At 61.1% G+C, this 14787-nt stretch carries 14 protein-coding genes; 5 read left to right on the forward strand and 9 right to left on the reverse strand.

What is annotated here, in order from left to right:
• Window positions 1–98: 98 nt before the first annotated feature.
• On the forward strand, window positions 99–1025 hold the full coding sequence (locus BMY98_RS16340; protein ID WP_074890904.1) for a GGDEF domain-containing protein: 927 nt from the start codon (window positions 99–101) through the stop codon (window positions 1023–1025).
• Between the two features lie 4 nt (window positions 1026–1029).
• On the opposite strand, the gene BMY98_RS16345 is transcribed toward BMY98_RS16340, so the two are convergent.
• From BMY98_RS16345 to BMY98_RS16375, 7 genes are all read right to left on the reverse strand, one after another.
• The gene (locus tag BMY98_RS16345) at window positions 1030–1827 is read right to left on the reverse strand and encodes an iron-containing redox enzyme family protein (protein WP_074890906.1); all 798 of its coding nucleotides are present in this window, start codon (window positions 1825–1827) and stop codon (window positions 1030–1032) included.
• 36 nt (window positions 1828–1863) lie between these two features.
• On the reverse strand, window positions 1864–4329 hold the full coding sequence (locus BMY98_RS16350; RefSeq protein ID WP_074890908.1) for an EAL domain-containing protein: 2466 nt from the start codon (window positions 4327–4329) through the stop codon (window positions 1864–1866).
• A gap of 270 nt (window positions 4330–4599) precedes the next feature.
• Window positions 4600–6486, reverse strand: a complete 1887-nt coding sequence (locus BMY98_RS16355; protein WP_083398805.1) for an ABC transporter ATP-binding protein — start codon at window positions 6484–6486, stop codon at window positions 4600–4602.
• Window positions 6434–7036 carry a DsbA family protein gene (locus BMY98_RS16360; RefSeq protein ID WP_175514177.1) on the reverse strand — a complete coding sequence of 201 codons (603 nt, stop codon included), beginning with the start codon at window positions 7034–7036 and terminating at the stop codon, window positions 6434–6436. Before BMY98_RS16360 ends, BMY98_RS16355 begins: the two co-directional genes overlap by 53 nt.
• 36 nt (window positions 7037–7072) lie before the next feature.
• Window positions 7073–8044, reverse strand: coding sequence for an oxygen-dependent tRNA uridine(34) hydroxylase TrhO (trhO, locus tag BMY98_RS16365; RefSeq protein ID WP_074890912.1), 972 nt, complete (start codon window positions 8042–8044; stop codon window positions 7073–7075).
• 275 nt (window positions 8045–8319) lie between these two features.
• On the reverse strand, window positions 8320–8616 hold the full coding sequence (locus BMY98_RS16370; protein ID WP_065992949.1) for a BolA family protein: 297 nt from the start codon (window positions 8614–8616) through the stop codon (window positions 8320–8322).
• Between the two features lie 12 nt (window positions 8617–8628).
• Window positions 8629–9165, reverse strand: a complete 537-nt coding sequence (locus BMY98_RS16375) for a DUF2059 domain-containing protein (RefSeq protein WP_065992947.1) — start codon at window positions 9163–9165, stop codon at window positions 8629–8631.
• Window positions 9166–9426: 261 nt separating this feature from the next.
• Between BMY98_RS16375 and BMY98_RS16380 the strand changes: the two genes are divergently transcribed.
• From BMY98_RS16380 to BMY98_RS16390, 3 genes are all read left to right on the forward strand, one after another.
• Complete coding sequence (locus BMY98_RS16380) at window positions 9427–10821, forward strand: class II fumarate hydratase (RefSeq protein ID WP_074890914.1); 1395 nt, start codon at window positions 9427–9429, stop codon at window positions 10819–10821.
• A complete protein-coding gene (locus BMY98_RS16385) occupies window positions 10814–11428 on the forward strand; it encodes an NAD(P)H-dependent oxidoreductase (RefSeq protein WP_074890915.1) in 615 nt (204 codons plus the stop codon). The genes BMY98_RS16380 and BMY98_RS16385 overlap by 8 nt, the downstream gene beginning before the upstream one ends.
• A gap of 154 nt (window positions 11429–11582) precedes the next feature.
• The gene (locus tag BMY98_RS16390) at window positions 11583–11804 is read left to right on the forward strand and encodes a DUF6316 family protein (RefSeq protein ID WP_074890917.1); all 222 of its coding nucleotides are present in this window, start codon (window positions 11583–11585) and stop codon (window positions 11802–11804) included.
• A gap of 12 nt (window positions 11805–11816) precedes the next feature.
• Here BMY98_RS16390 and BMY98_RS16395 read toward each other — a convergent pair whose 3' ends face one another.
• Both BMY98_RS16395 and BMY98_RS16400 read right to left on the reverse strand, forming a co-directional pair.
• A complete protein-coding gene (locus BMY98_RS16395; RefSeq protein WP_074890918.1) occupies window positions 11817–12407 on the reverse strand; it encodes a tRNA-uridine aminocarboxypropyltransferase in 591 nt (196 codons plus the stop codon).
• A 10-nt stretch (window positions 12408–12417) separates the two neighbouring features.
• Window positions 12418–13311: a LysR family transcriptional regulator gene (locus BMY98_RS16400; protein WP_074890920.1), complete on the reverse strand. Its 894-nt coding sequence runs from the start codon at window positions 13309–13311 to the stop codon at window positions 12418–12420.
• A gap of 167 nt (window positions 13312–13478) precedes the next feature.
• On the opposite strand from BMY98_RS16400, the gene speB reads away from it, so the two are divergent.
• Window positions 13479–14429 (forward strand): agmatinase, encoded by a 951-nt coding sequence (gene speB / locus BMY98_RS16405; RefSeq protein ID WP_065992936.1) that lies wholly within the window; start codon window positions 13479–13481, stop codon window positions 14427–14429.
• Window positions 14430–14787: the final 358 nt, after the last annotated feature.

The raw sequence follows: 14787 nt of genomic DNA on the forward strand, positions 1-14787 counted from the left end.
GCAACTTATTGATTGACAATACGTTTACCGCAGGCAGTCGACTTGGCACGAGTTTCGCTCTCTCCATTTCAAGCCCGTAGAGGCGAAGGAGCGGAACCATGAGTTTTCCAACCACCACCAATGCCATTGATTTCGACAGCGTCCGGTTGCAACGCCATGGTTTCGCGCCGCAGCACAGCCTCGCCCGGCCTGCCCTCGATTACGAACAGCTCAGGCGTCAGCTCGATCTGCAACTGCAGACCAGTCTCGAAGCGGACAAGATCCTGTCGATGCTTTTCCAGAGTGTTCAGCAGCTCATCCCGCTGAATGCCCTCAGCTATAAACATCTGCCCACCGATCTGCGCCTGGAACTGGGCGAACAGGCCCGACATAACGCCACCTACAGCATGACCCATGAAGGCGAGCAGTTGGGCGAGCTGTCGTTCCAGCGCGATCACCGTTTTGCCGAGCATGAGCTGGAGCAACTCGAGTCGTCGCTGTCGAGCCTGCTGTATCCCCTGCGCAATGCCCTGCTGTACCGCCACGCCAGCCTGAGTGCGCTGCGTGACCCGCTGACCGGTGCCGGCAACCGGATTGCCATGGAACAGTCGCTGGTTCGCGAATTCGACATCGCACGCCGTCAGCAGCAACCGCTGTCGGTGCTGATGCTCGACATCGACCACTTCAAAGGCATCAACGACACCCACGGCCACGCCACGGGCGATGAAGTGCTGCGGGCCCTGACCAACGTGGTCAAGGATCGCCTGCGCAACATCGATCAGGTGTTCAGGTTTGGCGGTGAGGAGTTTCTCATCGTGCTGACTAACACCAGCCGTGAATCAGCCGCCCTGGTGGGCGAACGCCTGCGCAGCGCCGCGCTGCAACTCACTTATCCGGTAAAGGGACGGGCTGTGGACCTGACGGTCAGCCTTGGTTGCTCTACGCTGCTGCCGGGCGAATCGTCCGACAGCATGTTGCGCCGTGCTGACACGGCCCTTTATGCCGCCAAGCGCAAGGGCCGCAACCGCCTGGAAATGGCGGGCTGAACGATCAGGCGCGCTCTGCGACCCGGTGCTCGCGGACAGGGCCGTTACCTTCCTGCGATCGCTCCATCGTCATGCACCGCTCAAGGAACAGGAACATGTACTCGTAACTCTTGCAGATCGCCATTCGCAGGTCGCTCTGCAATTGTTCGCTGGGGTTGTTGCCGGCCAGGGTGCAAATGATTTCCAGCGCTTCCCAGGGGTGGGAGTCGTCGTACTGCGCATGCATCTTCAGCCACTTCATCGCACGCTTTCGTGTCTCCGAAGGGAACATATCCGCGTAAGTGTCCTGGGAGCAGACAACGGCCGACCATTCACCGGTGGCGCCTTCGATGGCGTAGTTGGTCGCCGCGATGGCCACCACCAGCGAATCAGACGAACAGCTGTGCCAGCACCAGTGATTCAACGCGTGAAGTTCAGACGGTACGCGCTGGGCCTGCAGGTCTTCCAGGGTCACCCCGTGGGCGGCGCTCCAGTTGACCCAGTAATCGGCGTGGTTGAGTTCGACCCGAATGTTGCGCATCAACCATCGTCGCGCCATGTCTTCACCCGGGTGTCGGGCGAATCGGGTTTTGGTCAGGTTGTGCGCCATATAGACCGCGAACTGTTCGACGACCGGCCAGCCACCAATCAAGTACTGGCGCATGGTCTTAGAACTGAGCCGCCCGTCACGCATGCGTTGATAAAGTTCATGCCCTACCACCTTGGCCTTGGCGTCACTGCAATCATCAATCAATTGCTGTGCCCAAGCGGGGTAACTGCTGGCATCCATCAGCGGACCGGTTCTAATGAACATATCGATCACTGTGTAGCTCCTTATGTGAGTGGCTTAAGGGTGTATTCAGCGAAAAGTCCCGGGAGCGCTGAATAACAGGGGGGTCTGCCTCGCGGGCCGTGCGTGCAGAGATTCGCAGGTGAATAATTGCGGTCGCTCGATAACGTACCCCTGAGCGTAGTCCACACCGATTTCCAATAACGCCTGCTCTATCTGAGGGCTTTCGACGAACTCGGCGATCGTCTGTTTGCCCATTACGTGCCCGATATGGTTGATCACTTCTACCATCGCCCGGTTGACCGGATCGTCGAGCATGTCCTTTACGAAACTGCCATCAATCTTCAGGAAGTCCACAGGCAAGTGCTTCAAGTACGCGAATGACGACATGCCTGCACAGAAGTCATCCAGAGAGAAACGGCATCCCAGACTTTTAAGTTCATTGATGAACCGAATGGCGCTGCCCAGGTTGGCGATCGCACTGGTTTCGGTGATTTCAAAACAGATAAGTTCAGGGGGGATTGCGTAGATCTGGAACTGCTGTCGCAAATACTCGAGAAAAGCGTCGTCGCCGATGCTGGTCCCGGACAGATTGATCGCACACACCGCCATCGGCCCTTTGCCGTGTCCGGACTTCAGACAGTCGGCAATGATCATGAAGACGTGCTGCACAACCCAGCGATCCAGAGTGGTCATCATGCCGTAGCGCTCGGCAGCGGGGATGAAACTGTCGGGCAGGATCATGCGCCCGGACTCGTCGCGCAGCCGCAACAGAATCTCGATATGGCCGTGGCTTTGCTCGGTATTGCGGCCCAGGGCTGCAATTTCCTGGGAATACAGGCAGAAGCGATTGTCCTCGAGGGCCATGTGCAGGCGCTGGATCCAGGCCATTTCACCAAAGCGGGTGGACAGATCGGAGTCGTCGTCGTGGTAGACCTGAACCCGGTTGCGGCCTTTTTCCTTGGCCATGTAGCAGGCCATGTCGGCGGCGCGCAGCGAAGTCTCGAGCGTGGTCGGGACGTCGTCGATGTGCACCAGGCCGATGCTGACGGTGGTGACAAACGGCCGGCCTTTCCACACAAAATGCAGGCTTTCCACGGTTTGGCGCAGGCTTTCGGCGACCCGCTCGGCCGCCTCCGGCGCGCAATGTTCCAGAAGGATGCCGAACTCGTCACCGCCCAGGCGCGCGAGCGTGTCGCCTTCGCGCACGCCCTGTTGCAGCAGGGTACAAATGTGCCGCAGCAGTTCATCCCCTGCGGCATGCCCGCTGGTGTCGTTGACCAGCTTGAATTGATCGAGGTCGAGGAACATCAGCGCGTGCCGTGCAGGCTGCTCCGCCAGGCCGTTGAGGGCCAGTTCCAGGCGGTATTCGAACTCGCGGCGGTTGGCCAGGCCGGTCAGCGCATCGTGGGTCGCCTGCCAGGACAGATTGGCGATGTACTGACGCTCCTGGGTCATGTCATGCAGCACCAGCACCGCGCCACTGACCTCGCCTTCGGTGCGGATGGGCGAACCGACCAGCGCAACCGAAACCGTGCTGCCGTCCAGGCGCTGAATCAATCTTGAGCATTCACTGCCCCCGCCCAGATTGCCGCTGAGCATGCGCTCGATCAGGGTTGAGGTGTCTTTCTGGTCATTCTCGTCGAGCAGACTGAACAGCGCGGCCAGCGGCAGACCGGCTGCCTGCTCGTTTTTCCAGTGAGTCATGTGCTCGGCGGCAGGGTTCATGTAAACGATGGAGCCGTCGACATCGGTGGTGATGACGCCGTCACCGATGGACTCGAGGGTGATCTGAGCGCGCTCTTTTTCCATCTGCAGCGCAATCGCAAAACCATGGCGCTGCTCCAGCAGTTTATGGGTGCGCAGCAGTGCAAGGATGATCAGGAACAGCGCGGTGGCGAGGTTGACCACCAGCAGAATCCGCAAGATGACCCGCGAGCCCTCCCCGAGCGCGTCGCTGAAGGCCATGGCCGCCGGCGTGACGCCTTCGTTGATGGCGCTGATGCGCTGGCGCCAGCCCATGACATCGCTGTTGCTGACGTTGCCTTCCTGGATCCTTGCGTGCATCTGGCGGGCGACTTGATCGAGCTGCACCAGGTAATTGTCACCGACCTTCCACAGGTCAATGGCCTTTTCCAGGTAGCTGAAGTGCTGGAAGTTCAGGTAGAGCCAGATGATGCTCTGCGCATCGTCGGGATGGTTGCCACCCTGCAGAATCCCCGCAGTGGCGCGGGCGATGTCGGGCACCGGTTGATCCATCGCCAGACGCAAATCATGCCCGCCCTGGGGAATGGCAATCGCTTTCTGGTATCTGAGGTAATCGATGTCGTCGCGGCTGTTGGCGTAGAGGTTCAGGTAATAGATGGCATCTTTCTGCCCTTTCGACCACAGGCTCTCGCCGCCAATGTAGCTGCGCACCGCCGACATCATGTACAGGCTGACGCAGCCAAGGAGTGCCTGTAACAGCACGACGGCGATAAATGGCCAAACGATGCCCAGAAGACGAGGCTTCTCGAGAGTCCGCTTTTGCTTCATGGTGTCCCTTTGATCAGCACTACCAGATACTCAGTCTCCCCACGCCAGGCAACCTTCCTGGAGCCTGAGAGACTTCGCTAATTTCCACGATGCGGCAGACAATCTCTCACATCTTTTACAAGACGTAACCAGCCAATTGGGTCGAGAGACGTAAATATGACGCTTCTCACATTTCCAGCAATTGGCTCTGCAGAGCATAGCCCAAGAATTGACGTGGCTCAGTGGCGATAAGCCATTTCGACGCGGACCTCCACAACATGACAGGCTGTCTCACACTTGTTGCAGATGTCCGTAGAGCCTAGCGTACAGCCCGCCGTCCGCAATCAGTTGCTGATGGTCACCGTCCTCGGCGATACGACCGCCATCGAACACCAATACACGGTCCGCCTGTTTAACCGCCGACAGGCGGTGGGCAATGATCAGCGTGGTACGGCCACTGAGAAAACGGTTCAGTGCCTGGTGCAGGTTGTACTCGGTGGCAGCGTCCAGCGCCGAAGTGGCCTCATCGAGAATCACCACCCTGGGGTCGGCCAGGACCATGCGCGCGATGGCCAGCCGCTGGCGCTGGCCGCCGGACAGGCGAACCCCCGAGCGCCCGACCACGCTGTCCAGCCCCAGCGGAAGCGCACGTATCGTGGCATCCATCTGGGCGATTTCCAGCGCCTGCCAGCAGGCCTTGTCGTCCTGCTCGCGGCCCATCAGCAGGTTGGCACGGACGGTGTCGTTGAACAACGCCGGATGCTGCAAGACCACGGCGACGTTCTCGCGAACAGTGTCCAGGCCGATCTCCTGCACGCTTGAACCACCGAAACGAATGACCCCGGACTGGGCGGTGTACAGGCCAAGCAGCAATTGCACCAGCGTGCTTTTGCCGCCGCCGCTGGCGCCCACAATCGCGACTTTTTCCCCTGGATTGATCGACAGATCCAGTTGATCGAGGACCAATTCGTCGTTATAGCCGAAGCTCAAGCCGCGCACGTCGATGCTCACGGTCTGCCGACCCGCGAATGGATTGGTTTGGCCCGGGTACTGAGGCTCGTCCGCCCGGGCCAGCAGTTCGTTGATACGGGTCAGTGCGCCGCCGGCCGCGTAGTAGGCGTACTGCAGATTCAGCAGTTGCTCGACCGGCCCGATCATGAACCACAGGTAGCTGAACACCGCGAGCATGTGGCCGATGGACAGGTCGGAGAACAGCACCGTGAGCATGGCGGCAGCGCGGAAGATGTCGATACCGAACTGGAACAGCAAGCCGCTGGCCCGACCCGAAGCGTCGCTTTTCCATTGAGACGACACCGCATAGTCGCGCACTTCCCGGGCGCGCAGGCCGAGCAATCCGAGGAAGTAACCCTGACGATTACTGGCACGGATTTCCTGAATGGATTCGAGGGTTTCGGTGAGCGCCTGGGTGAAGCGAGAGGTGCTGTCGTTTTCCAGTTTCTTGAGGTGTTTGACACGCTTGCCGAGCTTGACCGTGGCGAACACCACCAGCGGGTTGAACAGCAGGATCAGCAGCGCCAGTTGCCAGTGCATCCACATCAGAATGGCAGCGGTCCCCGTGAGGGTGAGCATCGCCACGAGAAACTTGCTCAGCGTCTCGCCGACGAATTTGTCAACGGTGTCCAGATCCGTCACCAGATGCGCGGTGACCGTGCCGGTGCCGAGGCTCTCGTATTCGCTCAGGGAGATGCGCTTGAGCCGCTCGATCAGCCGCGTGCGGATGCGATAGACGATGTCCTTGGCGAGCCCGGCGAACAGACGCGCCTGAATGACGTTGAACACCAGCGCGCCCAGTCGCAGACAAAGTGTCGCCAACAGCATCAGCCCGATATAGCCGACGGGCTTGTGCAAGCTTTCGGGCAAAAACTGATTCATGAAGATCAGCGCCGAATTGCCTTTGCCCAGCAGTACTTCATCGACCAGCAGGGGCAGCAATAGAGGAATCGGCACCGAACAGAGCACGGCCAGCACAGCGAAGCCGTTGGCCACCCACAGCGATTTTCGGTGTTGCAGGGCAAGGCGGCGGATCTGCGCCCAGTTCAGGCGATCAACGGCAGGACGTTCATTGGCCGATGCGGCAGGATTGCGATGCTCCAGGTCGGGGACGTCAGGCACTGGCGTTGCGCTCCAGCCAGCGACCGAGCAGCGGCCCGAGGACATCGAGGGGTTGATAGCCGTTGGTCAGCAACGCCAGTTGGCCGTTGTTCTCGGCGAGCAGGGTCGGAAACCCGGCAATGCCGAGGTCCTGAACCCAGGAGAAATCCGACGCGGTCGCGGTGTGCTGCTCGACACTGTCGAAGGCTTCGGCGAACTCGATGCGCGGCAAGCCGGCTTTTTCGGCGAGCTCCGCCAGCACCGAGCCGTGGGTGACGTCGCGGCCGTGAAGGTAAAAGGCCTGCTGGATTTCTTTGACCAGCCGCCAGGCGACGTCCGGCGCCAGGCTGCGCGCCGCAACGATGGCCCGGCAGGCGGGCGCGGTGTCGTAGACAAAACCGTCGGGCAAGGCGCCGTCAAAACGGAAAGCCTGGCCCGTGGCCTCGTGCACCGCTTGCCAGTGTTCGAGAATGTAGCGTTTGGTCGCCGGCTCCAGCGCTGCGCCACTGCCGGTGCGCAATCCGCCCACCACCAGATGCAACGGCACCCCCGCCGCTGCCGCCTGCTCGACCAATGCTTCGGCCACCGGAGAAAATCCCCAGCACCAGGAACACATCGGGTCCATCACGTACAGCAGGCGGGTGGACATGGTTCAGGCCTCGTTGCTTGGGGTTTCAGTCGCCTGGCCGTCAAGCGCGCGATAATTGCGACCGATCGGGTGCGGCTGATTGCGTGCTTTCGCCAAGTCGATCTGCTTCTGCCGGTCGATGGCGCTGCGGCGGGTTTTCTCACTCAGCGAATCCCAGCAATGCGGGCAACTGACGCCGGGCGAATAATGCTCGCTGGCACGGTCCTCTGCGCTGATCGGCGTGCGGCAGGCATGACATTGATCGTAGTCGCCTTCGGTCAGGTCATGGCGCACAGTGACGCGATTGTCGAACACGAAGCAGTCGCCCTGCCAGCGGGTTTCTTCCTGAGGGACTTCTTCCAGGTATTTGAGAATGCCGCCCTTGAGGTGATAGACCTCCTCGAAGCCTTCGCCGAGCATGTAGCTGGACGCCTTTTCACAGCGAATGCCGCCGGTGCAGAACATGGCGACCTTCTTGTGCTTCGCCGGATCGAAATGGGCTTTGATGTAGTCCGGAAACTCACGGAATGAAGTGGTCTTGGGGTCGATCGCGCCTTCGAAGGTGCCGATGGACACTTCGTAATCGTTGCGCGTGTCGATGAGCAGCACTTCGGGGTCGGCGATCAGCGCGTTCCAGTCCTTGGGATCGACGTAGGTGCCAACGGCCTTGTTCGGGTCAACGCCCGGCACGCCCAGGGTCACGATCTCTTTCTTCAGTTTGACCTTGGTGCGATAGAACGGCTGCTCGTCGCAGTACGATTCCTTGTGGTCGATGTCGACCATTCGCGGATCGTTCTTCAGCCAGGCCATCAAGCCGTCGATGCCCTCGCGGCTGCCGGAGACCGTGCCGTTGATACCCTCTTCGGCGATCAGCAGCGTACCTTTGATGCCGTTGTCGACCATGGCTTGCAACAGCGGCTCGCGCAACGCGACGTAATCGGAAAGGGTGACGAATTTGTACAGCGCCGCGACGACGATGGGGGCGGTTTGGGTCATGTAGCGTCTCCAGGTGGTGACCCTCGCAAAGGGCCTACCGGGTGAATGATTCAGATGAACGCGTGCCGACCGGGCAACGCGGCGCGGATTCTATCAAGAATCGACGACGGGCACTCAGGGTCGTGATCAGCGTGAATGAGGCGGGGTCATCAAAGAGTTAGCAGCGACACCCAACCTGTAGGAGCGCGCTTGCCGGCGATCACGGAGTGTCAGACATCGAGATGTACCAGACAAATCGTAGTCCCGGGCAAGCGCGCTCCTACAAAGGTCGCGCTTTAGTCGTGCCCACCCGCACAGGTCGGGGAAGACGGCGCGGCGCCGAGCTTCGCCCATTCTTCCGGGGTGTAGGTGTGCAGCGCCAGCGCGTGGAACTCACCCATCAGGCCACCGAGCAGGCCATAGACCTTCTGGTGACGCTTGACCGCGTTGAGGCCAGCGAACTGCTCGCTGACCACTACCGCCTTGTAGTGAGTGTCCGTGCCGCGACTGTGCATGTGGCTTTCATTGAGCACCTGAAGGTACTCGGGCTGAAAGACCGTCAACGCGGATTCGATTCGCTGTTGCATGCTCATGTCAGGCTTCGCTTATGGCTTCTTGGCAGGAGCAGCCGGTGCAGCAGGCTTGGCGCCGGCCGGGGTCAGTTCCTTGGTCATGTCGGCGAGCAGCTTGTTGACCACAGGCACCGCGCTTTCCAGTTTGCTCTGGGTCAGCTGGAAGGACTGCTGGCTGATCTGCGGCATCTTGGCCTGGACTTTCTGGCCCAGTGGGGACTGGTAGAAGGCAACCAGGTCTTTCAGCTCGCTTTCGGTGAAGTTGGAGGTGTACAGCTTGACCATGTCAGGCTGCAGTTTTGGCCAGCTGATCACCTGATCCAGCGCGGCGTTGGCCTTGCCCTGATAGGTTTCGAGGGTGGCTTGCTTGGACGCAGGTGCTTTGGTTTCAGCGAAACGCTGAGCAAACATCTGCTGGACTTGCATGTAGACCGGCGCACCCAGTTGATCGGCGTGAGCCAGTTTGAGGAACGCTACAGCACTGGCTTCATGGCTGGCGGTATCGGCAAGAACCTGGCCGCTGGCACATACCAGAGCAACCGCAGCACAAATGGCACGAAGACGGGTCATCGAGTTTCCTTATCTAGCAAGCGAGGCAGAACCCCAAGGCCGGCCATTCTGCCCCGCTTTGCGCATTTCCCTCAACCCCTGAACCTACGAGCGGTTATCCCGAGGACCTGAAGGACTTCCCCACACGCAGGTTTAGGGCGACCGGCCCGGGCCTTTTGTCGCACACTGTCCGCACCTGTTCCGACCGCACAGCAGCCACGGGGAACCCACCGGCTCCCCCGGTTACTAAACTGCGCAAATCGATCTTAAGGAGAGAGTCCAGTGAGCCGTACCGAAACCGACAGCATAGGTCCGATCGAAGTCCCCGAAGACGCTTACTGGGGGGCGCAGACGCAACGCTCTCTGATCAATTTCGCCATTGGCCAGGAGCGCATGCCGCTGCCGGTGCTGCACGCGCTGGCATTGATCAAAAAAGCCGCCGCCCGGGTCAATAACCGCAACGGCGACTTGCCCGCCGACATTGCCAACCTGATCGAGCAGTCCGCCGACGAGGTGCTGCACGGCCAGCTCGACGACCAGTTTCCCCTGGTGGTCTGGCAGACCGGCAGCGGCACGCAAAGCAACATGAACGTCAACGAAGTCATCGCCGGCCGTGCCAACGAGCTGGCGGGTGGAGTTCGCGGCGGCAAGTCGCCGGTTCACCCCAACGACCACGTCAATCGCTCGCAAAGCTCCAACGACTGCTTCCCCACCGCGATGCACATCGCGGCCGTGCAGGCGGTGAAAGAGCAACTGCTGCCGGCAATCGCCGAACTGTCCAGCGGTCTGTCCGAGCAATCTTCGCGGCACATGAAACTGGTGAAAACCGGCCGCACGCACATGATGGACGCCACGCCGATCACCTTCGGCCAAGAACTCTCGGCCTACGTCGCTCAACTCGATTACGCCGAAAAAAGCATCCGCGCCGCATTGCCAGCGGTGTGCGAACTGGCCCAGGGCGGCACCGCCGTCGGCACCGGTCTGAACTCGCCCCACGGCTTCGCCGAAGCAGTCGCCGCCGAACTGGCCGCGCTGTCCGGCCTGCCCTTCGTTACCGCGCCGAACAAGTTTGCCGCGCTGGCCGGCCATGAGCCGCTGACCGCGCTGTCCGGCGCACTGAAAACCCTGGCCGTGACCCTGATGAAGATCGCCAACGACCTGCGCCTTCTGGGTTCCGGCCCACGTGCGGGCCTGGCTGAAGTAAAGCTGCCGGCCAACGAGCCGGGCAGTTCGATCATGCCGGGCAAAGTCAACCCGACCCAGTGCGAGGCGCTGTCGATGCTGGCGTGTCAGGTCATGGGCAATGACACCACGATCACCTTCGCCGCCAGTCAGGGCCACCTGCAGTTGAACGTGTTCAAGCCAGTGATCATCCACAACCTGCTGCAATCGATCCGCTTGCTCGGCGATGGCTGCCGCAACTTCAACGAGCACTGCATTGCCGGCATGGAACCGGATGCCGCCAAGATGGCCGAGCATCTGGAACGCGGCCTCATGCTGGTGACCGCGCTGAACCCGCACATCGGCTACGACAAATCAGCGCAGATCGCCAAAAAAGCCTACAGCGAAGGCCTGACCCTGCGCGAAGCGGCACTGCAACTGGGCTTCCTCACCGACGCCGAGTTCGATGCCTGGGTGCGCCCGGAAAAAATGCTCGAGGCCGGCAGCAATGGCTGAATCCATCAGCGGCGCCACGCCACTGGAAGGCTATGGCAAACGCATTTTGATGATCATCGCCACGCCGAAAAGCATCAGCCTCGGCCACGCGCTGGGCGAGGCCTATGCCCAGGGCGCGCGCAGTCAGGGTCATGTGGTGCGGGTGCTCAAGCTTGACGAAATGGAGTTTGACCCGGTGCTGCGCGGTGGCTATGAGTCAGCCCAGACACTGGAACACGATCTGCTTGTAGCTCAGCGCGAGGTGCACTGGGCGCAGCATCTGGTGTTCGTGTACCCCGTGTGGTGGGGCGGTTTGCCGAGCCTGCTCGGCGGATTCTTCGACCGGGTGTTCATGCCCGGTTTTGCCTTCAAGGCCCATGGCAGGCACCACCCTTCCAATGAGCTGTTGAAGGGCCGGACAGCCGAACTGCTGGTGACGATGGACACGCCGTCGCGCTACTTCCGCTGGGTCTTCAAAGCCCCGGCCCATCGGCAGATGGTCAGAACGATCCTTGAATTCTGCGGGATCAAGACCACACGGCTGACGGAGTTCTCGCCGGTGCGCACTTCTAGCGAAGAGCAGCGTCAGCAGTGGATTCGTCAGGCCGAGGCGCTGGGGAAACGCTGAAATCCGGTGCCCGCACTGCCAGGAACGCGGCGCGGGCTTGCAAGTTGATGGAACCGTTAAGAACGCTACTATTCAAATGCTCTGACTTACGCTGTGGCGACGCCTGTCGCCCCTTTAGATCATTCGCGTACCGACCCAATGCCCGGAGAAGGCCATGTTAAGCAAGCGTGAACAAGATCCAGCCCCCACCGTTCGTTTTCGCAGCGACCGCGTTTCCCGTGTCAATGGCCTGTATTTCTTCAGCACGCGAGAAAATACCCTGGAAGGTCCCTTCATGAGCAAGGAAGACGCCGCGCGGGAAACCGAGGCTTACATCCGCCGCCTGCAGTCAGCCAGCCCTTATCAATCAGGCATGCCGTCCTCGCTTAACGGCTGACTCAACCCGCCTTTACGAATGATTGCGGCGAAACGTCTCTTCGCCCATTGCCGCAATCTGTCCGTCGATCAGCGCATCGAACGGACGCAACAAGCCCTCGAATGACGTCTCCGGTTCCAGCGTGTGCAGCGCATGGACGATGGCCTCCAGCGTGGACAGCGCATCGGGACCCGGCGCCTTGCGCAATCGGTAGCGTGACGGCGGCGCATTCGTCAGCACCACTCTGGGCAGCGCCGCCAGCGACGGATTCAGGTGCAGCAGCTTGCGAGCCTTGCGCCAGGTGCCATCGGGCACGACGAGCAGCAACGGCACGTCCTCGCCACTGCTGGCCGTCAGCGCAATGGCCTCCTCCCCCGGGAACAGCAAACACGCTCGGTAACCGGGCCGACTCAGCCACTTCGGCAGATCCTCGAACACCTCCCCCACGTGCAACTCCGCGTTCATCAGGCCAAGGGCTGCAAGGCGCGCGGTGTTGAGTGCGTGATTGACTTCGCTGGGATGCTGCAGGATCAACACCCGCGTCCGGCTGCCCAACGCGGGAATCAGTCCGCACAGGCAATGATCGGTCGGACGCAGGCAGCGTTCACAGCGGGCACGGGACATCGTCGGCTTCCTACAGTGGATTGAGCTGCGCTTTCAGCAGATCGCGAAAGGTCTGGATCAGCGGCTCACGGCTGCGCCCGCGACGCAGAATCATCGAAAACGGCGCCTGATAGCCGAAGGTCGCTGGCAGCAAGACGCGCAGGTGCCCGGAATCCACCCACGATTGCGCGTAGTGCTCAGGCAAGTAACCAATGTAGGCGCCGGACAGCACCAGAATCAGCTGCGCTTCCATACTCTCGACAGTCGCGGCGCTGTGCTTGAAGCCGTGGCGGGCGAGTTCGGCCTGGCTCCAATAGCCGCGTCCGACCATGCGCTGTTGGGTGATGACCGGTTCGGGAATGCGCCGTTCGGTATACAGCGCGTGGCGGTTGCTGCAGTACAGCCAGTGCTGCTCGCGGTACAGCGGCTGATAGAGCAGGCCGTTCATGCGGGTGGAGAACGATCCGATCGCCAGGTCCAGGCGGTTGTCCAGCACGCCCAGCTGTAGTTCGTACGGACTCATCACGGCAAGGTGCAAATGCACGGCCGGATGCTCCGCACTGTAGGCGCCGATGACTTCCGCAAAGGGCAAGGCACGGTCACTGACCGTCGAGTCCAGCACCCCGAGATTGAGCGTGCCGCGCAGTTCGCCCTTGAGCGCAGCGGCGTAGAGCTCGAAGCCTTCCAGTTCGCCGAGCAGGCGCAGGGTTTCCTGATGAAACAGCTCGCCTTTGCTGGTCAGGCTGAACCCGCCGCGCCCGCGATGACAGAGCACGATGCCTAACGCAGCTTCAAGCTGGCTCATGTAGGTACTGATCGCCGACGTCGAGAGATTGAGCTCTTGTTGAGCGCTGGCAAAGCCCTGATGGCGCACGACGCAGGCGAAGATGCGTAGCAATTTGAGGTCGGGGAGCGCGCTGGCCATGGGGCTTCCAGGGTGTGTTTTCCGCGCAGCTTACCCGATACTTCAGGAATATCTGAACTAAGTATTTCGCCTGGCCGATTGTTCGCGGCGGGCCCGGTCAACAGAATCGGGGCCATGCCGGAAGCCCGCTTCCGCCCCTTTTTGATTACCACCGATGAGGCATTCCCGTGGACAAGATTTTCCATCAACCACTGGGCGGCAACGAAATGCCGCGCTTCGCCGGCATTGCCACCATGATGCGCTTGCCGCACCTGCAAACGGCGGCCGGTCTGGATGCAGCCTTCGTCGGCGTGCCGCTGGACATCGGCACGTCCCTGCGCGCCGGCACTCGATTTGGTCCGCGGGAGATCCGCGCCGAATCGGTGATGATTCGCCCCTACAACATGGCCACCGGTGCCGCCCCTTTTGATTCGCTGTCAGTGGCGGACATCGGCGACGTGGCAATCAACACGTTCAATCTGCTGGATGCCGTACGCATCATCGAGGAGGCCTACGACGGTTTTCTCGAGCACGGCATCATCCCGCTGACCCTCGGCGGCGACCACACCATCACGCTGCCCATCCTGCGCGCCATGAAGAAGAAACACGGCAAGGTCGGGTTGGTGCACATCGACGCCCATGCGGACGTCAACGATCACATGTTCGGCGAGAAGATCGCCCACGGCACCACCTTCCGCCGGGCAGTGGAGGAAGGCCTGCTGGATTGCGATCGCGTGGTTCAGATCGGTTTGCGTGCCCAGGGTTATACCGCAGAAGATTTCAACTGGAGCCGCAAGCAAGGATTCCGCGTGGTCCAGGCCGAGGAGTGCTGGCACAAATCGCTGGCCCCGCTGATGGCCGAGGTGCGTGAGAAAGTGGGCGGCGGTCCGGTGTACCTGAGTTTCGACATTGACGGCATTGACCCGGCCTGGGCGCCGGGCACTGGCACCCCGGAGATCGGCGGGCTGACCACCATTCAGGCGATCGAGATCATTCGTGGGTGCCAGGGGCTGGACCTGATCGGCTGCGACCTTGTCGAAGTCTCGCCGCCCTACGACACCACCGGCAACACCTCGTTGCTGGGCGCCAACCTGCTCTATGAAATGCTCTGCGTGCTGCCCGGCGTCGCGCACCGCTGACAGATTGAATTTGAGCCACCGGCCCCTTCCCGGCTAAAGCCGGTGCCACAAAGTGTGTGCGCTGCGCCAATAAGGCCAGACGCGCTGCTTTAGTGCGGCCGGGCGCGCTGCTTTTTAGTGGGACCGGCTTCAGCCGGGAAGAGGCCCGTATGAGCACCCTCGATTTTGCGGCGTGACGCCTGACGCCTTCCCGGCTAAAGCCGGTCCCACAATGGGTGTGCTGCGTCAATAAGGCCAGACGCGCTGATTTGGCAGGGCCGGGCGCGCTGCTTTTTAGTGGGACCGGCTTCAGCCGGGAAGAGGCCCGTATGAGCACCCTCGATTTTGCGGAGTGACGCCTGACGCCTTCCCGGCTAAA

Origin of the sequence: Pseudomonas graminis, from assembly GCF_900111735.1 — a bacterium.
Taxonomy (GTDB): domain Bacteria; phylum Pseudomonadota; class Gammaproteobacteria; order Pseudomonadales; family Pseudomonadaceae; genus Aquipseudomonas; species Aquipseudomonas graminis.

Bases quoted from the DNA above. Each gene is read 5' to 3' on its own strand.
- BMY98_RS16340 (WP_074890904.1), top strand. From the start codon at position 99: ATGAGTTTTCCAACCACCACCAATGCCATTGATTTCGACAGCGTCCGG.
- BMY98_RS16350 (WP_074890908.1), bottom strand. From the start codon at position 4,329: ATGAAGCAAAAGCGGACTCTCGAGAAGCCTCGTCTTCTGGGCATCGTT.
- BMY98_RS16355 (WP_083398805.1), bottom strand. From the start codon at position 6,486: ATGTCCTCGGGCCGCTGCTCGGTCGCTGGCTGGAGCGCAACGCCAGTG.
- BMY98_RS16360 (WP_175514177.1), bottom strand. From the start codon at position 7,036: ATGTGTTCCTGGTGCTGGGGATTTTCTCCGGTGGCCGAAGCATTGGTC.
- trhO (WP_074890912.1), bottom strand. From the start codon at position 8,044: ATGACCCAAACCGCCCCCATCGTCGTCGCGGCGCTGTACAAATTCGTC.
- BMY98_RS16370 (WP_065992949.1), bottom strand. From the start codon at position 8,616: ATGAGCATGCAACAGCGAATCGAATCCGCGTTGACGGTCTTTCAGCCC.
- BMY98_RS16375 (WP_065992947.1), bottom strand. From the start codon at position 9,165: ATGACCCGTCTTCGTGCCATTTGTGCTGCGGTTGCTCTGGTATGTGCC.
- BMY98_RS16385 (WP_074890915.1), top strand. From the start codon at position 10,814: ATGGCTGAATCCATCAGCGGCGCCACGCCACTGGAAGGCTATGGCAAA.
- BMY98_RS16390 (WP_074890917.1), top strand. From the start codon at position 11,583: ATGTTAAGCAAGCGTGAACAAGATCCAGCCCCCACCGTTCGTTTTCGC.
- BMY98_RS16395 (WP_074890918.1), bottom strand. From the start codon at position 12,407: ATGTCCCGTGCCCGCTGTGAACGCTGCCTGCGTCCGACCGATCATTGC.
- BMY98_RS16400 (WP_074890920.1), bottom strand. From the start codon at position 13,311: ATGGCCAGCGCGCTCCCCGACCTCAAATTGCTACGCATCTTCGCCTGC.